The organism is candidate division KSB1 bacterium (assembly GCA_024655945.1).
Taxonomy (GTDB): Bacteria; Zhuqueibacterota; Zhuqueibacteria; order JANLFK01; family Oleimicrobiaceae; genus Oleimicrobium.
This window is the reverse complement of sequence record JANLFK010000006.1, coordinates 200,597-220,857: the sequence shown is the minus strand read 5'-3', so window position 1 is coordinate 220,857 and position 20,261 is coordinate 200,597. Positions and strand designations below refer to the sequence as shown.

General features: G+C 63.9%; 15 protein-coding genes. 10 read left to right on the top strand and 5 right to left on the bottom strand.

Annotation, left to right across the window (positions count from 1 at the left end; translation table 11 throughout):
* The first annotated feature begins 12 nt into the window (after positions 1–12).
* From NUW13_09830 to NUW13_09790, 9 genes are all read left to right on the top strand, one after another.
* A complete protein-coding gene (locus NUW13_09830; protein MCR4439322.1) occupies positions 13–1,632 on the top strand; it encodes an MTH895/ArsE family thioredoxin-like protein in 1,620 nt (539 codons plus the stop codon).
* A complete protein-coding gene (locus NUW13_09825; GenBank protein MCR4439321.1) occupies positions 1,629–2,528 on the top strand; it encodes a GTP-binding protein in 900 nt (299 codons plus the stop codon). The genes NUW13_09830 and NUW13_09825 overlap by 4 nt, the downstream gene beginning before the upstream one ends.
* A gap of 54 nt (positions 2,529–2,582) precedes the next feature.
* Positions 2,583–3,758, top strand: coding sequence for a hypothetical protein (locus NUW13_09820; protein ID MCR4439320.1), 1,176 nt, complete (start codon positions 2,583–2,585; stop codon positions 3,756–3,758).
* A 72-nt stretch (positions 3,759–3,830) separates the two neighbouring features.
* Positions 3,831–7,466 (top strand): NPCBM/NEW2 domain-containing protein, encoded by a 3,636-nt coding sequence (locus NUW13_09815; GenBank protein MCR4439319.1) that lies wholly within the window; start codon positions 3,831–3,833, stop codon positions 7,464–7,466.
* A complete protein-coding gene (locus tag NUW13_09810) occupies positions 7,463–8,467 on the top strand; it encodes a uroporphyrinogen decarboxylase family protein (protein MCR4439318.1) in 1,005 nt (334 codons plus the stop codon). Before NUW13_09815 ends, NUW13_09810 begins: the two co-directional genes overlap by 4 nt.
* A 12-nt stretch (positions 8,468–8,479) precedes the next feature.
* The gene (locus tag NUW13_09805) at positions 8,480–8,764 is read left to right on the top strand and encodes a hypothetical protein (GenBank protein ID MCR4439317.1); all 285 of its coding nucleotides are present in this window, start codon (positions 8,480–8,482) and stop codon (positions 8,762–8,764) included.
* Positions 8,765–8,965: 201 nt separating this feature from the next.
* The gene (locus tag NUW13_09800; GenBank protein ID MCR4439316.1) at positions 8,966–9,388 is read left to right on the top strand and encodes a hypothetical protein; all 423 of its coding nucleotides are present in this window, start codon (positions 8,966–8,968) and stop codon (positions 9,386–9,388) included.
* 432 nt (positions 9,389–9,820) lie between these two features.
* Positions 9,821–10,978, top strand: coding sequence for a T9SS type A sorting domain-containing protein (locus tag NUW13_09795; protein MCR4439315.1), 1,158 nt, complete (start codon positions 9,821–9,823; stop codon positions 10,976–10,978).
* Between the two features lie 290 nt (positions 10,979–11,268).
* On the top strand, positions 11,269–11,829 hold the full coding sequence (locus NUW13_09790; protein MCR4439314.1) for an isoprenylcysteine carboxylmethyltransferase family protein: 561 nt from the start codon (positions 11,269–11,271) through the stop codon (positions 11,827–11,829).
* Between the two features lie 81 nt (positions 11,830–11,910).
* Here the strand turns inward: NUW13_09790 and NUW13_09785 are convergent, their stop codons facing one another.
* From NUW13_09785 to NUW13_09765, 5 genes are all read right to left on the bottom strand, one after another.
* A complete protein-coding gene (locus NUW13_09785; protein MCR4439313.1) occupies positions 11,911–12,648 on the bottom strand; it encodes a hypothetical protein in 738 nt (245 codons plus the stop codon).
* A gap of 59 nt (positions 12,649–12,707) precedes the next feature.
* Positions 12,708–13,100, bottom strand: coding sequence for a hypothetical protein (locus tag NUW13_09780; GenBank protein ID MCR4439312.1), 393 nt, complete (start codon positions 13,098–13,100; stop codon positions 12,708–12,710).
* A gap of 99 nt (positions 13,101–13,199) precedes the next feature.
* A complete protein-coding gene (locus NUW13_09775) occupies positions 13,200–13,577 on the bottom strand; it encodes a hypothetical protein (GenBank protein MCR4439311.1) in 378 nt (125 codons plus the stop codon).
* A 31-nt stretch (positions 13,578–13,608) separates the two neighbouring features.
* Positions 13,609–15,105 (bottom strand): CHAT domain-containing protein, encoded by a 1,497-nt coding sequence (locus NUW13_09770; GenBank protein MCR4439310.1) that lies wholly within the window; start codon positions 15,103–15,105, stop codon positions 13,609–13,611.
* Complete coding sequence (locus tag NUW13_09765; protein MCR4439309.1) at positions 15,042–16,199, bottom strand: CpXC domain-containing protein; 1,158 nt, start codon at positions 16,197–16,199, stop codon at positions 15,042–15,044. The genes NUW13_09770 and NUW13_09765 overlap by 64 nt, the downstream gene beginning before the upstream one ends.
* 496 nt (positions 16,200–16,695) lie before the next feature.
* On the opposite strand from NUW13_09765, the gene NUW13_09760 reads away from it, so the two are divergent.
* Positions 16,696–20,229 (top strand): alpha-amylase family glycosyl hydrolase, encoded by a 3,534-nt coding sequence (locus tag NUW13_09760; GenBank protein MCR4439308.1) that lies wholly within the window; start codon positions 16,696–16,698, stop codon positions 20,227–20,229.
* The last annotated feature ends 32 nt before the right edge of the window (positions 20,230–20,261 follow it).

The following is a 20,261-nucleotide window of genomic DNA, read 5'->3' as shown; positions in this document are numbered from 1 at the left end:
ACGGAGCGGTGCATGGGAAAAGAGCTTATTCTGAACGCCATACGCGGGCAAAAGACAGAACGCACCCCTTGGCTCCCGTTCGTGGGCTGCCATGGAGGTGCGCTCATTGGCAGAGACGCGATGACTTACTTGCAATCGGCCGGCCTCATCGTGCAGGGGGTGACCGAGGCCATCCGCCAGTATCAGCCCGATGGTGTGCCGGTGACGTTTGACCTGCAGGTGGAGGCCGAGGCTTTGGGGTGCGAGCTGCAGTGGGCAAAGGAGAACCCCCCTGCGGTGCTCAGCCATGTGCTGGAGCAGAAGGGCTTGTCGGAGCTCAAGGTGCCCGATGAGCGCGCAGGGCGCATCCCCATAGTGTTGGAGGCCACGCGCCGCCTTGCGCGGGCCGGGCACGACGTGGCGCTGTTCGGTCTGGTCACCGGGCCGTTTACCCTCGCCCTTCACCTCAAGGGGACGGCCGTTTTCATGGAGATGTACGACCGCCCGGAGGCGGTGAAGGAGCTCATGCAGTTCACCACGGCAGTGGCGATGCACATGGCAGAACTGTACGCCGCGGCCGGCTGCGACGTGGTTGCCTTGGTGGACCCGATGACCAGCCAGATTTCGCCGGACACCTTCCGCGCCTTTGTCTCGCCCTGCGCACGGGAGGTCTTTGACCGCATTCGCGCCCTGGGGTTGCTCTCGTCCTTCTTTGTGTGCGGCCATGCGCAGAAGAATGGCGAGGCCATGTGCCAGACCGGCCCGGACAACATCTGCGTGGACGAGAACATCCCCCTGGACTTTGTCAAAAGGACCTGCCAGCAGTACGGCGTCTCTTTTGGCGGGAACATGCCGCTGACCACCGTGCTCCTGATGGGCAGCGAAGACGATGCCCGGCGCAGCGCGCTGCAGTGCATGGACATCGGGGGCGATACGGGCTACATTCTCGCCCCGGGCTGCGATCTGCCTTACGGCACGCCACCGGCAAACCTCAAGGCGGTCGCAGAGGTGGTGCACGACGAATACAAGCGGCAGGTGGCGCGGGAGCTCTTGGCCAAGGCGGCCGAGGTGACGCCCTCCATCAACTTGGCCGACTATGGCCGCACCGACCGGGTCATCGTGGACATCATCACTTTGGATTCGGAGGCATGCGCGCCCTGTCAATACATGGTCGAGGCGGTGAAAGCCGTAGCGCCGCATTTTGGTGACCTGGTCATCTGGCGCGAACACAAAATCAAGCAGCGGGAGTCGGTGGAGTTCATGACGGGCCTCATGGTGCGCAATGTGCCCACCATCTGCATCGACGGCCAGATCAAGTTCGTCAGCATCATCCCCTCCCAGGAGGAGCTGACCCGCGCCATCCAGGAACGCATCAACGAGAAGCTGCATTTGAAGCTGCGCGAGAGGCGTGGGCGGCTGCTGGTCCTGGGCGGGGGATGCGAACGCTGCGAGCAGACATGGGCCCATGTGCAGCAGGCCCTCCGGGAGCTCGGCTCCACAGTTGAGGTGGAGCGCATCACCGACGACGAAACGATCTACTCTTACGGCGTCTCGGCAACGCCAGCCATCGTCACCGTCAAAGAGCAGGTGCGGGCCGCCGGACGGGTGCCTTCTGTGGAAGTCATCAAAGAGTGGCTCAAGGAGCTGCAGTGATACCGACCATTTTGCTCACCGGCTTTCTGGGCGCGGGTAAAACGACTTTGCTCAACCGCCTGGTCGAGCACTATGCGGGCCGGCGGCTGGTGCTCCTGGTCAACGAGTTCGGTGCCATCGGCATCGACGGGCGGCTGCTGCGCCAGGGCGACTATGAGCTGGTGGAGCTGAACAGGGGCAGCCTTTTCTGCATATGCGTGCGCACCGACTTTATTGCTGAGGTGGAAAGGATCGCGCACCAGCTGCGCCCAGACCTCTTGCTCATCGAAGCCACTGGCCTTGCCGACACCACTGAGATGGAGAAGATGTTCGCCCTGCCCACATTGCGCAGTGCCGTGGAGCTTGTCGCCTGCGTCTGTCTGGTGGACTGCCAGACCTTCCTGAAGCTCAAGGATGTGCTTAGAGCGCCCGTGTCCCAGGTGCAGAGCGCCGATTTGATCCTGGTGAACAAGTGCGACCTGGTGAGCGCGGAGCAGGTGGAGCAGGTGGTGGCCGCGGTGCGCCAGCTGGCCCCTGGCGCGCAGGTTCTGCGCACGCAGTTTGCCGAGTTTCCTCTAAATGTGCTGGACAATATTCGCAGACCGCAATCGCCTGCCAGTGGCCCTCCGGGGGAAGGACGTCCCGACCGAGTCTTTTCATACACCTTGCAAGCGGAGGGGGAGTTTGATCGGGGTGGCTGGCAGCGCTTCGTAGCCTCGCTTGGTCCTGGTCTCATGCGGATGAAGGGGTTCATCTCTTTGGATGGCCAACGAACCTACGTGGACGCAACGATGACGAACATGTCCATGATGGCCACCGGAGCGGCAGATGGCCGGAATGAGCTCGTGGTCATCGGCCAGGGGCTGCACAGGGCGCAGGTTGAGTCTTCTTTTCTTGGCGAACTGCGCCACAGGTGAATGTGGCGCACAGGTGGGCTTTGGTTGCACGGTCAGACCAACACGGAGGCAGATGTGACGTCGAAGGAGCGAGTGCTGAAAGCCTTGCGGCATGAGGAACCCGACCGCATACCCAAATTCGAGCTGTGTGTCAACTCGCCGGTGGGGAGCAAAGTGCTGGGCCGCGACGCCTTGGTGGGCACCGGCGGCTACGTGATGGGCAAGCTACGCAACGACATGATCCTCGCCGGCAAGAGGCGCGAGTTCTACCAGCGGTTCATCGAAGACACCATCGAGCTCTACCGCAGGCTCGGCTACGACATCCTGGTCATCGATCCCTACGAGAGCGAACACGATATCAAGCCGAAAAAGGTGGGCGAGAACGAGTGGCGCTATGAAATCGGCGGCGGCCACTGGGCCCTGATGCGCTACTTGCCAGAGGAGGACCTCTACTACGAGGTCGATTGCAGCCTGCGCCAGCAAGGTATGGACGGCTTCCGCGCCATGGTCAGGGAGATGGAAAAGCGGGGGCCCAATCCTGTGACGCCCGACGACACGATGTTCGAAGCCTTGGACTATGCCATTGCGAACGCCCCTGACATGTTTGTGCTCGGCCACTACGACGTGATGCTGCCCACCTTCTCTTCGTGGCTGCCGATATTCTTAGAGGCCATGGTCACCGATCCCGGCCTGGTGAAAGCGTACCTGGACATCGTCAACGAGAACACCTTCCCGCTCCTCATTGCACAGCTGGAACGGGGCGTGGACGGCATCGATGGGCGCATGGACTTTTGCGGGAAAAACGGGCCGATGTTTTCTCCGCGCCACTTCAAGCAGTTTGTCAAACCCCATTTGCAGAAGATCACGGCTACCTGCCACCGGTACGGCAAGCCGTTCATCAAACACCTGGACGGCAATTTCAAACCCATCGAGCGGCAGGTCATGGTAGAGTGCGGGTTCGACGGCATCCACTCTATTGAGCCAGTGGCCGGCATGGACATTGGTGAGCTCAAGCAGAAGTACGGCCAGCAGGTCACGCTGTGCGGCAATGTGGACTGTGCTGAGCTGCTTTCCTACGGCACACCCGCCCAGGTCAAAGAGGCAACCCGCCAGGTTATCCGGGTGGCGGCGCCGGGCGGTGGCTTCATCCTCGCCTCGTCCAATTGCATCCACAGCCAGGTTCCGGTCGAGAACCTGATGGCCATGCTCGAGGCTGCTGAAGAATACGGCACCTATCCCATCACGGTGTGAGGGCTGCGCAAAGTGAACCTGACCTGGCTGACATCTGCAGCGCTTTTCGGTGCCTTAGCTTGCGCTGCCCAAATGGCAAGATCTGACGCTCCTGGCCTGCACGGCGACTTGTTCTGGGATGATTTCTCTCGCCCCTCGGACAAGTGGCAGGACATGCGCGTGTGGGGATTTGGCGCCTGGCAGGTGAAGGACGGCACCTTCGTCTCCCTGGACGACAAGACCCCTGAGCAGACCATCTACGCGGCAGCACCTCGCTTTGCCCAGGCCCTGGTGAATCGCGACTACAGCGTGGTCTTCCACTATCGGCCGGTGGCAGGTGCCTACTATCTCTTCAGCCTCAACGTGCGCCAGCACGGCTGGGACTGCTACAAGTTCGAGGTGGACGGCAGTGGCGTGGTGCGCATCGCCAAGGCGAAGATAGGGCAAATGCCTGAGGTGCTTGCTGCCTCGTCCCCCGGGGCAGCGAAGTTCGGTCAGTGGCAGTGGGTGAGGTTCGACGTGCGGGGGGACAGGCCTCTCCTGTTGCGCGCCAAGCTATGGCAAGGGGCCCACAAGGACGAGCCGCCACTGTACGATGTGGTGGCGAGGGATGAAGTGCCGCTGCCGCCTGCGCAGCTCAGCCTGGCGTTGAACATGGTGCGACAAGGTGGAGCGCACACCGCAGTCGATGACTTTTGCGTGCGCGCGAGCGTGGCAGCCAGTCCAGTTTGGCGCTGGGCCAAGTTGAAGGGCGCAGGTAGGGCGCACCGGCACTTTGCTCACGGAAGGGTGTGGGCGGCCGAACAGGGGTTGCAGGGCCTGCTGGCGCGCGGCCAGGTCTCCTGGGCCTTGTACAACAATCTCGGGCTGGTCGCCGCGGAAAAGGGCCACTTTGCCGACGCCTTGCGGTGGCTGGCAAAGGGCTACAAACTGGCGCCTGGCCAAGAGGTGGTGCGTGCCAATGTCGTCGCCGCCTGGAGCGCTCTTGCGCATGACGGGCTGCTCAAAGAGGCCCCGCCAGAGCAAGAGTCCGGGCTGATCGTAAAGACAGACCGCGCCGTGTACGCAGCTGCCGAGCCGGGACAGGTGCGGTGCTGGCTGCTCACGCCCGCGCTTGGTGGCCCTAAGTGCGATTCTCTGCGCCTGACCTTCCAGGACAGCAGCGGGCAGGTCGTTTGGAGGGCTGGCTGCCCCGTGACTTTGGGCGCGCAGCTCTTTGCCCACGCTTCGCTGGATTTTGAGCCGACCAAGATAGCAGACGGTGCTTACAGGGCTGTGCTCTCTGGTGGGGGGAAGGAGACAACAGCTCAGTTTGAAGTCGCGTGCAGTGCTTTTCGGGCGCTGCAAGAGGAGGTTGCTGCGGTCAAGCGGCGGGTCGCAGAGGGGCGACGAACCTCGGAGGTGGTGCACCAGAACGACTGGGCCAACGTGGAGGCCGCGCTCCTGCCGGTGGAGCGTGCCCTCCAGCAGGCGCATGTGCCGGGTGGGCTGCGCAGACGGCAGGCAGAGACAGCCGCAGCTCTTGCCCAGGCGGAGGCAGCACTTGCCGCCCTGCAAGCGGGGCGGAATCCGTGGCGCAACGCCACCGGCACCTTCCTGCGCGGGTACTATTCCGAGATTGACGGCAGCCTGCAGGGTTATGCTCTTCATGTGCCGGATAGCTACAGCGGAGAGAGGCCTTTTCCCCTAGTGGTCAACCTGCACGGGTACGACCCCAGCTTCGCTGACTGGCGGGACAACCCGTTTCTCCCGGGCTTCATTCCGGAAGCCACCCAAGGCGGACGCTTCATTGTGGTCAACCCTTTTGGTCGCGGCAACACCATGTATCAGGACATCGGCGAGCAGGACGTGCTGAGCGTGCTGGCCGAGGTGCAGCGCCTCTACGTCATCGATCCGGACCGCGTCTACCTGACCGGCGGCTCCATGGGCGGTGGCGGGGCTTGGTACCTGGGGCTTCGCCATCCTGACCTCTTCGCTGCCATTGCGCCGGTGATGGGCCCGACGGATTATGGCTTCTGGCTGGGGGTCGACAGCGCCTCCGCCTCCCCGCTGCAGCGCTACCTGCTGGCGAGAAACAGCCCGCTCTCTTACGCAGAAAACGCCCGCAATTTAGCGGCGAGATGCGTGCACGGCGCCAAGGACGACATCGTCCCGGTCGAGCAGAGCCGGAGGATGGCTGCCCGGTTCCGCCAACTTGGCTACCCGCTCGTCTACACCGAGTACCCCGAGGCTGCGCACGGCGGCTTCCCTGCGCAGATGGAGAAGGGCAGGTACGACTGGCTTGCGGAGCAGACCCGCCCTCGCTGGCCGCGCCAGGTCATCTACAAGACTGCCGACCTCAACCATCCCGGAGCTTACTGGGTGCGCATCGAGCGCTTTGAGCATCTGTTGGATTTCGCCACCATCGAGGCCGAGATTGCAGAACAGAACCGCATCACCGTGCGCACGCACAACGTCAGTCGCTTTCGCCTGGAGGTGCCGCGAGTGCACTGTGAGCCGGACCTGCCGATCCAGGTCGCGGTGGATGGCGACGTCTGCGACAGCGGAGAGATTCCCCCTAGGGGACTCCTCTGTTTCCGGAGGGCAGAAGACGGGCAGTGGCTGCGGTGCTCCTCGGAGGAAGGGTGTGCCGCAGGCAAGCGCCCGGGCCTTGCCGGCCCCATTTCGGATGCTTTCAACGGCGGGTTTCTTTTAGTCTATGGTACGGTCGGCAGGCGCCAGGAGAATGCGGCGGCCAAAGGGGAGGCAGAGGCCTTTGCCGAGCAGTGGCAGCGGTGGCAGCATGTCTCCTGCCGCGTAAAGGCCGACCGCCAGGTCACCGTGGAGGATATCAGGAACTTTCACCTCATCCTCATCGGCGGACCATACTGCAACTTGCTCACGGAGCGAATCCACGGCGAGTTGCCCATTCAGTTCCGGCGCAATGGCGTGCAGGTTGGTGAAAGACGCTTTTCCGGGGAAGATGTTGGAGCCGCTTTGGTCTATCCCAACCCGCTCAACCCGGGGCGGTACGTGGTTGTGCTGGCCGGGGTCAGTTGGCGCGCCGTGACCGGGCTGCTCAAGCGCATCGGCACGGAATTCGACTATGTGGTGTTCGATGCAAGGACGGTGGGACGCCACGCCCTCCAGGGCACAATGACCGTGGAGGGCACGGCGCTGCTCTGCGGCTTCTTTGACCAGGACTGGCAGCTTGACAAACAGTATCAGTGGCCAGCGGACGAGCGCGTGCGCGAGGGGATCGTGCCCCGCACCATCCCGGAGCAGACGGAGCCAGACACATGCAGAGGCGCTTTCTGCCTAAGCGACCTTGTGCCTGAAGGCGTGGAGCAATGGATTGGGGCCCCGGAGCGTGATCGCACCTTCTGGGGAACGCCGCTCCAGGGCCCGGCAGGAGCAACCAAAGGCATCGGCGTCTACCCCAATTCGCGCATTCGCTTTCGTCTTGACGGCAGATGGCGTTACTTCACGGCAAGGCTTTGCGTGGACTTGCCGCCGTCCCTGCAAACAGCGCAAGGCCGGGCGCAGCAGGAACGTGTGCAGTTTGCCATGTACGGCGACGGGGAGGAGCTGTTCGTCAGCAAGCTGATGACTGCCCGCTCTCAGCCGGTGGCGGTCCGGGTGCCCATCTTCGGCGTGCGGGAGTTGGATCTGGTGGTGGGCACTACGGCCTGGCTTCCTGGCTCGCCGTTGGGCGCAAGTTGGGTCGACGCCAAAGTGGAGGGACGATGACCGGAAAAGAACGCGTGTTGGCGGCGATAGAAAGGCGCAAAGTGGACCGCGTGCCCTGGGTTCCGTGGGTAGGGGTGCATGCCGCCTACCTCTTAGGTGTCAGCGCCCAGCGGCTTTTCACCGAGGTCGATACCCTGGTGGAAGGGGTGCTCAAGGGCTACGAGCTTTACCAGCCCGACGGCCTCCCCACGCTCTTCGACGCCCAGCTTGAGGCCGAGGCGCTGGGCTGTGCGTTGGTCTGGGCCGAAGATAACCCGCCGGCGGTGGCCAGCCATCCGCTTGAGGAGCACGACCTGGCCGAGCTGCGCTTGCCGGAGCCGGACCAGGGGCGCTACCCCCTTGCCCTTGAGGCCGCCAGGCGCCTCGTCGCCGCCTTGGGCGACAGCACCGCCGTCTTTGCGCTGATTACCGGGCCGTTCACCCTTGCCCTGCATTTGGCGGGCGTGCGCATCTTTACCGACATGATTGACAACCCCGACTATGCCAAACGTGTGCTCTCCTTTGCCAGCCAGGTGTGTGCCCGCACTGCGGCCTTCTATGCCGACACCGGCGTGCATGTCATCACTGTGGTGGATTCGCTAACGTCGCAGATTTCTGCGCAGCACTTCCGGCAGTTCGTGACGCCCTTCCACCAGCCGGCCTTGGAGGTCATCCACCGGCATGGGCGCAAGTCGGGTTTCTTCGCCTGTGGCGATGCCACGCGCAACGTCGTGGAGATGGGAAAGGTGGGTGCTCACTTCTTCGGGGTGGACGAGAACGTCGAGCTGGCCTATGCGCGTCAGGTGGCGGAGGAGCATGGCGTGGCTTTTGCCGGCAACCTGCCGCTGGCCACGGTCATGCTCTTTGGCAGCCCGGAGGACAACTATCGCGAGGCGGTGCGCTGCATGCGGGTGGCCGGCGGGCAGGGGTTTTTCCTGTGCCCGGGCTGCGATCTGCCCTTTGCTACTCCGCCGGCGAACGTGCAGGCGGTCACGCGCGCGGTGCGCGACTTTCGCCCTTGAAGGGAGCAAGCAATGGCCGCGAAGGTCTTTATCGAGATTGTCACCCTCGACTCAAGGGCATGTAGCCCCTGCTACTACATGGTGGAGGCGGTGAAGAAGATCGTACCCCTTTTCCCTGGGCAAATTGAGTGGCGGGAGACGCTGATCAAGACGCGGGAGGGGCTGGAGAGAGTGAAGAAGCTCGGGGTGAGCAAATTGCCCTCGATGCTCATCAACGGGGTGCCCGAGTTTGTGAGCGTCATCCCTCCTGAACCGGAGCTGCGGGCGGCGGTGGAAAGGCACCTGCGAGGTGGTTGAGTGCGCCTGTTCGATGGCAGGTTGTGGAAGGCAACCACCCTGTCCTATTGGCGGTCGGCTCGATGATGGTCGGCACTTGAAAATTCCCTCTTGACAACGCCCGCTTTTTTTTATATTAGAATGGCGAAATAACGGGGTTGTTTGGGGTGGGAGGTGGGGAGTAGACCGTTGTCGTTTAGGGAGGATGAAGCCAGGGACAGAGTGCGAGCTTGGTTCAAGAAGGGGTGGCTGACACTGCTTCTGCTGGTGCCGGCGGCTATGCTCCTGGCCGATGCGGAGGACAGGCAGGAGCGAGAGGTGGGGGGCGTGTGGTGCCAGGCGGTTTCGCACGTGAACGACCCGGTGTGGACTGGCAAGTTCTGGTACATGAGCGGCTGGGGCCTGTCAGAGGCTGAGACGGCAATCGCGGAGATAGGGCTTAGCTCGGAGCTGAGCATCGATTGGTTTAGGCTGAGACAGAAGGACTACAAGAAGAACGCTTCCCTGGCATATACCTATATCGCCTACAACTGGTGTCCACCCTGGCAGGAGGTGTGCTACACCAGCGAGCACAACTTCGTGGTGGACGAGCGGCACGTCTGGAAGCCACGTACCCGGGCCTGCATTGCTGTGAAGGGGCAGTGAACAATGCTCACCGGGGGCGCAAAGCGCTGGAGGGTCTGAGCGGTGAAGGCCTCAATACCACTGGGGTGGCCGACAGGTTTGCTCGTAGTCCCCGTTATGATCGGCGCTTGGTGCCTGCTCTCCTTGCCCACGACAACCCTGGAAGAGCGGTACGGTCGCTGGCAAGCAGGCGTGGGCCAAAAGGCGCTTGTGGTGGAAGGGCTGGAGGTCGTGTCCGGAGGGGGTAAGTACAGAGAGACTGACCTTGCGTGGGATAGATCCGGGCGACTGTTTGCCTCCTTTCTGGAGCGGTGCAATGGTCAGGAGCAGTCGCCGAGTTGGGCCCTTGTCTATAGGACGAGGACTCAGGGTGGCTGGTCGGATCCTTGCCGAGTGACAAGCTGTGCGTCGAACGTCGACAAGCACCGCCTTGGGGTTGCTGGAGGGGAGGTTGTGGTGCTTTGGCGGGAGGAGGCACCACAAGGCAATTTTCCTCTCAAGGCCACTGTGTGCCTTCCTTGCAGCACGCCGGTCGTCAGCACGCTTCTGGACAGCGCTGGCGGGGTTCCGTTGGCGGTAGCGTGGTCTTCGCGGGCCCTCTACGTTGCTGCATTTGAGGATAGGTTGGGCTACAACTGGGGTTTCCGCATCTTCAGGAAGGAGGAGGGAGGCCCGTTTGTCTCCCTCCCCTTCCGGTGGGCCTGGTACTGGGAGGACACGGGCGGCATGGCCTGCGAGGGGAAGCAGACCGTGCACCTGCCTGGTCAGACGGGGACGAGCCTTGGCTATCTGGTCTCCAGTGATGAAGGTCGCACCTGGGTCATGCAGAAGGTGCCGGAGTTCCGTCCGCGAGTGTACAAGCCGAAAGTGGCCCTGCTGGGCAGTCTGCGGGTCCTGGTGTGGCTGGAGAGTTCCAGGCATCCGCTCTTTGCCGATTGTTTGGTCGCCGCCACCAGCAAGGACGGGAGCACATGGGGTCCTACGGTCACGCTTGCTACCGCGCAACCGTCGGAGATAATCCTGGAGCCAGAGGTGGTCACTGGGAGCCGTTCTTTTCTGCTGGTGTTTTGGCACGAAGGGAACTTCTTCCAGCAAGGCGGAATGAGGTGCCAGTATAGCGTATTTGACGGCCACTCGTGGTCTGACCCATTCGTTTTTGCCCCGGATAGTGCATGGGACATCTCGACTCCTCGAGGCAGGATCGACCCGGTCAGCGACGTGGTGCACCTGTCATATTCGGCGGTGTATCCCTCAGGGCGAGAGGTGGTCTGGTATGCAACTGCTCGCTGGGCGACCACCTCGGTGGAGCCGGATCGTCGCTCGTCGCTGCCTCATTCGCTGGCGTTAGGCTTTGCCTACCCGAACCCGTTCAATGCAGGCCTGACCGTGTCGCTGCAAGTGCCGGCAGAGACGGAAGCAACCCTGGAGGTGTTCGACCTGGCAGGGCGACGGGTGGCAGTGGCGTGGCAAGGAAGGGGCTCAGGCGACTGGACCGAGGTGCGCTGGGATGGGCGCACTGCAGAAGGGGTGGCTGCTCCCAGTGGCCTCTACCTGTTGCGCTTGAGCACAGAGACGTCTGCAGTGAGGCAAAAGGTGGTGAGGTTGCAGTAGCAGCGACCTGACCCAAACAGTACCTGCGCCGGGGCAAGGCCCACGTAGCCAGTGTGTCCGCGCCAGCCCAAGGCTAGGGCTGGGCAAATGAGCCCAGTTCCGTGTGCGGGCGCCTCGCCCGACTCAACCTGTTCTTACCCGTCAAAGCGCAAGAGCCTGGGGCGGGAGGGAGGCAGTAGTGTCCCGAGCCTCACCCGGCCCGCAAGCCAGCACACTCTTGTTTGCCGTCCGCAACCTTAGAGCGCTGCGGTACTCATAACAAACGCAAGGGTCCATCCGGAGAAAAAGAGATGACTATCGGCAGGCTGTTCTTCAAGTACCGCAGCTACACCCCGCTGCCGCTGCTTGTGGTGGCGTTGGTCTTGGCAAAGCCCTCGCTGGCCAGTGTGCTGCTCGGGCTTGCTGTGGCGCTGGTCGGGGAGAGCCTGGGGCTATGGGGTGTCCTCTATGCAGGCAGCGCCACCCGCACCACCGGCCGCGTGGGGGCAGATCGCCTGGTGACCGACGGCCCCTATGCCCATGTGCGCAATCCGCTGTACATCGGCAACTTCTTTCTCAGCCTCGGCGTCCTCATCATGAGCTGGGCGTGGATGCCGTGGCTGCTCTTGGTGCTGCTGGCGTTCTTTGCGGTGCAGTACGGCACGATTGTGCATGAAGAGGAGCGTTTCTTAGCGGAGCGTTTCGGCAGCACGTACGCCGAGTACTGCCGCCGTGTGCCCCGGCTGCGTGGCTTTTCCAACACCGAGCCTTCACACCCGGTGCTACGCAAGGCGCTGCGTTCGGAGCGGAACTCCCTCCGCGCCCTGCTCATTGTTACCCTGCTCATCCTGGCCCGCTGGCTGCTGCTGTGAGGGGGCGTGGGGCCGCGCCCGGCGTCTCCGCATCCTTCCTGCCGCGAGGGCGCAGCGCTGCAAAACGGGGGCCTGCAGGGGTCAAAGCTGGCGAGAGTCGGCGGCCCTTTGTGGTCTTTCCTTCCTGCGCAGGAGCCGCGCACCAACAGCATAGAGGCCCAAGCCTGCCAGACCCGCGGCCCAGACGAGGAGGAGTTTGGTCAAGAAGACGACCACGGGAGGCCACACGGCGGGCGCTCCCCTTCCCACGAGGTGGGAAGACCAGGACAAGAACTGCGCGGCCACTCCGTCGCTCATCACCTGCCCGAGGGTGAGCACCGCGGCAATGAACGCGAGCAGCAGGTTGTGCCGGGCACTGCGGCGCTCCTCGGCCTGCTGGAAACGGGCCCGTTCGATTTCGGTCTGGACCTGGAGCGCTGACAGCGCCATTTGTGCCTGGCGGACACGGGCTTCATAAAAGCCTGCGTCCGCATCTAATTGGGCCAGCGCCCGTTCGGCTGAGGCTAACCATGCGGCCAGAGGACCATCCTTGGGCAGGCTGTACCGGGCGTAGCATTCCCGCAGGTTGAGCAGGTTGACGCGCACCCCCTGGGCAAGGGCATCGAAGGTGGCCAGCTCCCCGGCGAAGTCACGGTAAGCGCCGGCCAGGTCCTTCAGCCGCGTGTCCAGCGCTTCCACGTCCCTGGACGGCAGGTCTCCGGCTACGACCTTTGCCTGGGTCATCTCCCTTTCCGCCAGCACGTGGTGCAACGCCTCTTCGTATCCCCGCTCGTATTGATGGAGGACCTTGTAGAACGATAACCCCAGCCACGGAAGCACCTCGTTGAGAAAGGTTGCAGCGCGCCGCTCAGCCTCGTCGTCGTCCTGGTAGAAGAAGGCTATCTGGTCGGCAACGCCCGGGCGGTAGCCAAATCAGTGACACGCCCGGCGAGGCAGCGAAGGTGTCCGACGAAGAGACTGGGATCCTCAGGCGGTTGCCATGCTGCCGTGGAGAGCTCTGCTCGCGCCTCCACGTCTGCCTCACCTTTGCTGCCATAGGCAAGCTGCATGACCAGGCTGTCGACGTTCACCAGGCGTACCTCAGCGAACGCCGCACAACGACCATCGTGTGCTTGTACCCAGTCGGTGCGCTGCCCTGGCGGTGGGTAGAGCCGCAGGATCCGGTGCCGGGAGGGCCCTGTGGGCCAGGCGAGGAAGCTCTCCCCGTTGGGTAACTCCTTGTCGAGCCAGCGATACAGGTGCCGCACGGCGCTGCAGATGGTTTCCTCCAACCCAGGCCGGCTCCGCTTGTTTCTGGCGGCCGGAGGGTTCCTCCAGTTGCGTGCAGAAGAACACGTACTGGTAGAGGGAGGCTTCCCGCAGCATGGCCTTCACTTCTTGCGTCTGGCTTCTTGCTCGTCGGCCACGCGGTCGGGCTCGGCACACAGGCGCTGAGCGAGCACGGCCGCGTCCTGCTGCCTGTGCGCCAGCGGCGGCAGCGTGTCGGGTGTGGGCCCTTGTGCGCGTGGGGCAAGCGCGCCGCCGGGCAGAGGGAGCACCCGGCGTGTTGCCGGAAACTCTATTAGCGCGCGTTTCAGCAGGTAGAGCGCTTCCAGCCACTGGTCTGGGTCGTCTTTGCCGTGGGCAAAGTGCGGGGCGGCCTCGGCCAGGAGCTCGGTGAAGCGGGCCCATTGCTGTGGGCCCAGCTCTCGCCGGATGTCCGGCAGACGCTCCTCCAAGGTCTTGATCAGGTCGATGTCGTCGGTCATCCCGGGTCCTCCAAGCAACGGTAGGGTCGGTTCAGGCCCCGTACACTGCAAATGCTGCCCAGTGGAAGGGGTGGGCAAAGGGCAGATCTTCGGCCTCTTCCTCGAGGGTACGGCGGCGCTCCTCCATCCCGGCCAAGCGATAGAGCACTTGGGCGCGCTGCGCCCGGTCAAGGCGCTTCCAGGCTCCTGCTTTCCTCTCGCGCACCAGGCTGGCGATGCCTTTGTCCAGGCGAGCCAGAGTCTCCGCCTTGGGCAGTGTCCGCAGCCAGTGCTGCGCCTGCTTCAACGCCAAGGAGGGTGGCGCGCCGGCCAGCATCCGCCGGTAGGTTTCCTGCATCAGCAGGCTGGTGGAAAAGTCATCGACGGCCCAGAGGGAGGCGATGACCGCCCGGGCCCCTGCGGCCAGGAACGCCGCCGGAAAGCCGAGGCTCTCTTCGGCCTCCTCGCCGGGTTCTACTTGTCCGGTCTCGCAGGCATCCAGTACCATCACGCACCCTTTCTTCAAGGGCAGGCGGCCAGCCCAGATGTCGTCCAAGCTCAATCGCTCGCAGCCGGCCTGGAGTTCGGCCAAGGGCAGGCGTTCCACAGGGATGCCTGCCACCCAGGCCGGAGCAGTGTGACCTTCGGGGTGGGCCAAGAGCAGGGCGGAGCGCTCGGGCCGGCCGGGCGCAAAGCTACCGTGCGTGGACAGCTCCACGTAGTCCGCGCTCTGAACCCTTTCCACCAGCCACCGGCGGGTGGCCGCCTCGCGTACCCGTTGCCGGCAGCCGGCAAGCACAGTGGCCGAAGGCGCGTATGACACCTCGAATTCCTCGCCGAACAGCGGCACAGGCCTGCGTTTGCCCCGGGGCCGCCCTTTTTCCGCGACGGGCGCCGCGTGCAAGGGCACCAGAGCGAGGTTGCCGCCAGGGATGATGACCACGCGGTGGGCGGGGAGCGCCTGCAGCTGAGCGGCCAAGGGTTGCATGAGTCCGGCGTCAAGTTCCTCCAGCAGGCGCTGTGTGGCCGTGTGCCACACCTGCTGTGCCTTTTGGGCTACGTCTCTCGAGTGGCGCGCTTCCGGCAGGTGGGTGAGCCAATAGGCAGCGAGCCAGCCGAGGTACTCGGACCCAGCCTCCAGGAGCTCAACTCCCCACTTGCCTCCCTCGGGCAACTGGAAGAGCAGTTCGTGCAGCCGGGCGCGGGTGAGGCCGGTGAGGCGCAGGACCTCTGGCTCTCCGCCGACAGGGGACACGACGAAGGCGACGGTGCCCAGGTCGGCTTCGTTGGTGGGCACCAGGAAGACCAGGGTCAGGTTGTGGGCCCGGGCCAGGTCTGCCACCGCCGGGCAATCGAGGGACTTGACGGTAAACTCTGGGTCGCGCGTCTCCAGTTCCTTCAGATGCTCGCTGATGGCGGCGTACCCTTTGCCCAGCTCTGCCAGGCGGGCCGCGTGCTCGGCCGGTGAGAGGCCGGGTTGCCCACTCAGGTTGCGGCCTCCAGTCCGGCGGCGACGGCTTGGTGCAGATGTTCCCGAGCGCGCTGCCAATGGCCGATGGCCTCTTCCAAGTCCGCGACCACGCGCGTCCGCCTGTAGCGGTCGCTGAGCCCGGTGCCCAGATTGTTGAGAATTGCTGGCCGGTCCGGCGAATCGGGCGGCGTGGCGGCAACCGCCTGTTGCCAGAGTTCCAGGGCGCGGTTTAAATCCGTGATCTGTCCTGTGCGCCAGTAGCGCCGCAGGAAAACGCCGCCTGCATTGTTCCAGGCGGTCAGGCGGAAGCGTTCGGGGGCAGCGCCGAAAGCCGGGTGGTCGAGAATCCGCTCCCAGGCTGCAGCGGCCTGATTCAGGGCTGCCAGGTCGCCGGTCTGCAGGTAGCATTGCTCATTTTCGTTTGCTCGCTGGATGTCCTGGCGGAATTCAGGGGGGATTTCGAGGCCGCCTGGGCCCTGCCCGCCGCCCGTGATTTCGGCGAAGGCCTGCGCGATGCCCACTTCGCGGCAGCGGCGCAGGAGGGCGCGGTGCTGCTCAAAGACGCGGCGGGGGTTCTCTTCGTCCCGTCCCTGGGCGGCGCGATCCAGTGTTTCCCGCAAATCCGGGTGCGCCTCCAGAGCGCGCCCCAGGTCTTCGGCGGAGCGGATTTCCACGCCGCGGCGGGCCAACTCTGCCAGGAGTTCGCGCAGCGCAGGGGGCACTTGTTCCTGCGTCTTCCTTTGCACTGCTTCCAACCCTTCGCTGAGCGCGGTGGGCAGAAGTGGGCGCGGCACGGCGGGCAGGCCATTGGCCAACCATTCATCCTGCCAGCCAGCTCCCAGGCTTTCCTTCAGGCGCGCCAGCAAGCCGCCGGCCTGTTCCCGGTCTTGTTCGGGGCTGGTGCCTTCGGCGGGGGAGAAAAGTACCCTGACTCCGCCCTCGCCTCCAACCCCTCTCCCAAGCGGAGAGGGGAGATACAGCAGGAGCGGGGCGTCCGCCGTCGTGGTCTCCCCGCAGTGCGGACACTCGAAGGCGTGCAGCGAGCCGTCGCGGCTCTTTGCTGCCAATTCGGGGTGTTCGCTCAGGTCAACGATCAGCCAAAGGCGGGTCGTCAGCAGGCGTGAGCATCCCCCACATCGCAGTTCAACCTCCTGGGCGTAGCTGGCACTCATGTCTGGTCCTCCCCGTGGCGGCGCGCCTTTCCCTGCACCCGGCGCTCTGTGCCAATGCACGAAATCCGTGGGGAAAAGTCAATACATTTTGTGTGCTCCCGTGGCCGGGCGGGTAACATCTCAGGTCGAGCTCCTCGCCTTCGCGCCCTTAGGGCGAGCTACCTCGCAATGGTTGCCACGGTGCGCCAAGAGGGCCCACGATTCCGGTGTCGGCAGGCTGTTGTCGTGTTTGCTGCGCGCTCGGGGTCCTTTGCGCTCTTGGCGAGAGTGCTTTCTCGCCAGGGCCGCCATGGCCCGCGGCGCTGGCCGTGCGTTCGGGCTGTCGGCTGGTGCCAGGCCAGCGATAGGGGAGCACGGCTCCCCTGGCGCGGTTTGGCCCCCACGAAAACCTCTTGCCTTTTTCCGCAAATAGTCTTACCATTATCCCCAGCATCCACCAGCCCCTGGCGGCAAAGGTTAACCCGGGTGTTCGCCAGGTGAGGATTTTGCAATGGATATGAGCCCAATGCATAAGTCAGAACGCCCTGCTCTACTGGTTCGCCTGCGCCACGGGCCGCAGCCCGTGCTGCCCGCCAAGCCGTGCGAGTTCCACGTCTCCCGCCAGGCGCGGGAGCGCTACGGCTTTGACGAGCACCTGTTCTCCGCCTCTGGCAACGTCATTTTCCCCAACTATCACGCCACCAGGGTCTTTGCGCAAAAGATGAACGACAAGCGCGACCTGGTGAATTTCCCGGAACGAGCGGTGCGCGCCGGGCAGATCAACGCCATGGGTCTCATCGACGAGATTCTGCACTACGTGGCCGGGCTGTTCCGCGAGCAGGTCAACCGCCAGGTCTTTGCCCAGGCGCTCCTCTGGCTTGACGAGCGGCTTGGCGCCGAGACCGTGGCCCAGACCCTGCGCCGCTTTGTGGAGGACTTTCCGCCGCTGGCCGTGTACAAGGGCGATATGGCTGCCCAGGAGTTTCTGCAGGGCCAGAGCTACGGGGTGCCCAACCGCGAGATCGTCTTAGAGGAGATGCTGCTGCTGTGGCTGGCCAACGCCAACCCCGCCTTCTCGCCGTTCTTGGAGCTCTTTGACGACTCGTCTTTGGCCCGCGCCACCGCCTACCGCGAGATGGTGCACAGCCTGCACGAGTTCTTCGAGAGGCAGCCACGTTTCGGCCCGGACAACCAGAACCTGGTGGACATGCTGCGCAGTCCGGCCATCGCCGTGCCGCACTCGCTCAGCGGTCAGCTCCACTACATGCTCGCGCGCTGGGGGCTGCTCTTGGGCAAGTACCTGTACCGCCTCCTGACCAGCTTGGACGTTATTAAAGAGGAGGAGAAGCTGCGCATGGCCGGCGGCCCGGTGCCGACGCGCGTGTTTGAGTTCTCGCGCCTGGTCGGGGAGCCGGAGCGCTTTAGCCCGGACCGCGAGTGGATGCCCCGTCTGGTGCTCATGGCCAAGAGCACCTTTGTCTGGTTGGACCAGCTGTCGAAGAAGTATCAGCGGCCCATCACCCGTTTGGACCAGATCCCCGATGAGGAGTTGGATCGCTTGGCCGCCTGGGGTTTCACCGGCTTGTGGCTCATCGGCATCTGGGAGCGCAGCAAGGCTTCGCGCAGCATCAAGCGGTTGTGCGGCAATCCCGAGGCAGAGGCGTCGGCCTATGCGCTGTATGATTATGAGGTGGCGGCCGAGCTGGGGGGCGAGGAGGCGCTGCGCCAGTTGCGCGCGCGCTGTTGGCAACGGGGCATCCGCCTGGCAAGTGACATGGTGCCCAACCACATGGGCATCGACTCGCGGTGGGTGGTGGAGCACCCGGAGTGGTTCATCTCCCTGCCGTACCCTCCCTTTCCCTCGTACACCTTTTCCGGCCCGGACCTGTCCTCGGATGCCCGCATGCAGGTGTACATCGAGGACCACTACTACACGCGCACCGATGCGGCGGTGGTCTTCAAGCGGGTGGACTCGGCCACGGGCGAGGTGCGCTACATCTACCACGGCAACGATGGTACCAGCATGCCGTGGAACGACACGGCGCAGTTGAACTACCTCAAGCCGGAGGTGCGCGAGGCGGTGATGGAGACCATTCTTCACGTGGCCGGACTCTTTCCCATCATCCGCTTCGATGCCGCCATGACGTTGACCAAGCGGCACTATCAGCGGCTCTGGTTTCCGCAGCCCGGCTCTGGGGGTGACATCCCCTCGCGCGCAGAGCACGGCATGACCAAGGAACAGCTCGACCAGCTCATGCCTGAGGAGTTCTGGCGGCAGGTGGTGGACCGCATTGCCGCCCAGGCGCCGGACACGCTGCTCCTGGCCGAGGCCTTCTGGCTCATGGAGGGCTACTTTGTGCGCACGCTGGGCATGCACCGCGTGTACAATTCCGCCTTCATGAACATGCTCAAGAACGAGGAGAACCAAAAATACCGCAGCGTCATCAAGAACACCATCGAGTTCAATCCGGAGATCCTGAAGCGCTACGTGAACTTTATGAACAACCCGGACGAGCAGACTGCGGTGGTGCAGTTCGGCAAGGGCGACAAATACTTTGGCGTGTGCGTAATGATGGTGACCATGCCCGGGCTGCCCATGTTCGGGCACGGGCAGGTGGAGGGCTTTGCCGAAAAGTATGGCATGGAGTACCGCCGCGCCTATTGGGACGAGCAGCCAGATTGGGACCTGGTGCGCCGCCACGAGCGGGAGATCTTCCCCCTGCTGACGAAGCGCTACCTCTTTGCCGACGTCGAGCACTTTGTCTTCTATGACTTTTTCAACCCTGAGGGGCAGGTGAGCGAGAACGTCTTCGCCTATTCCAACCGCTACCACGACGAGCGCGCGCTGGTGGTCTACAATAACGCACTGGCGCCCGCGCGAGGGTGGATCAGAACCTCCACGAGGTTCCTGGATGTCAAAGGGTCCAGGCAGCTGCTGCAAAAGTCCTTGGGCGAAGGTTTGGCTCTGCACGCCGGGGAGGATTTCCACGTCATCTTCCGCGACCACGTGAGTGGCCTGGAGTACCTGCGCAGCGCGAAGAGGTTTTGGGAGCAAGGGTTGTACGTGGAGCTGGCTGGGTACCAGTACCACGTATTTCTGGACTTTCGCGAGGTGAAGGACGATCCGCTGCGCCGCTATGCGCAGTTGGAGGCCTTCCTCAACGGTAGCGGCGTGCCTTCCATCGAGGATGCGATGCGCGAGCTCTTCTTGCGCCCCCTGCATGAGGCCTTTGCCAAATGCATCAGCGGCGGCACGGTGCAACAGCTGGTTGCCGCGTCCGCGGCGGGCGAAAGCGAGAAGGAAGCGGCGGTGGCTGCAGCCGTCGCCTGCTATCGTGAGTTTGTCGCGGAGGCCGGGCGTGTCCTTGGCCTGGAAAGGGAAGATGCGACTCTCGTAGAGCGCAGGGCCGGGTACTTGCAAGCGTTGCTGCACCTGGGCGAATTGGCTGCCCACCTGCAGCGCTCCCGTTCGGCCAAGGCGCGCAACGCTGCAGCAGCCTTGGCCGCCACTCTGCAGGACGTGCCGTTTGCCTGGGCGGTGCTCCTCTCCTGGCTGGCGGTCCGCGAAGTGGGTCGGCTTTGCGGAGAGGGGGACGTGGCCATGCGCAGCCGCAGTTTCATCGATGACTGGCTGTTGGGCAAAGAGATTGTGGCCACCTTCCAGCAGATGGGTTTTGCGACTGCCCGTGCCGAGGAAGGGCTGCTCATGGTCAAAATCCTCACCAGCCACCAACGCTGGTGGTCCGACACAATGCCGCGCCGCGGTCGCGCCCACAGCATCATGCGGCGCCTATTCGCCGATGAGGAGGTGCAGCCGCGGCTCGGGGTGAACCGCTACCAGGACGTGCTGTGGTTCAACAAGGAGCGTTTTGAGGAGTTGGTGCAGTGGCTTGTGGTGATTGCGGCGGTAGATGCCCTGGCCGACAATTCCCAGCGCGTGGCCCAGGCAGCCAAGTGGCTGCGGCCCCATCTGCAGGTGGTCGAGCAGTGGCGCAAAGCAGAGCAGGCTTCTGCCTACCAGGTGGAGAGGTTCTTCGCCAACCTGAGCTGATGGGCTGAGCGCACCGGCAGCCCAGGGTCGGG

Coding starts and splice junctions, on each gene's coding strand:
- NUW13_09775 (MCR4439311.1), bottom strand. CDS start 13,577: ATGACCGACGACATCGACCTGATCAAGACCTTGGAGGAGCGTCTGCCG.
- NUW13_09805 (MCR4439317.1), top strand. CDS start 8,480: ATGGCCGCGAAGGTCTTTATCGAGATTGTCACCCTCGACTCAAGGGCA.
- NUW13_09790 (MCR4439314.1), top strand. CDS start 11,269: ATGACTATCGGCAGGCTGTTCTTCAAGTACCGCAGCTACACCCCGCTG.
- NUW13_09810 (MCR4439318.1), top strand. CDS start 7,463: ATGACCGGAAAAGAACGCGTGTTGGCGGCGATAGAAAGGCGCAAAGTG.
- NUW13_09815 (MCR4439319.1), top strand. CDS start 3,831: ATGGCAAGATCTGACGCTCCTGGCCTGCACGGCGACTTGTTCTGGGAT.
- NUW13_09830 (MCR4439322.1), top strand. CDS start 13: ATGGGAAAAGAGCTTATTCTGAACGCCATACGCGGGCAAAAGACAGAA.
- NUW13_09760 (MCR4439308.1), top strand. CDS start 16,696: ATGAGCCCAATGCATAAGTCAGAACGCCCTGCTCTACTGGTTCGCCTG.
- NUW13_09765 (MCR4439309.1), bottom strand. CDS start 16,199: ATGAGTGCCAGCTACGCCCAGGAGGTTGAACTGCGATGTGGGGGATGC.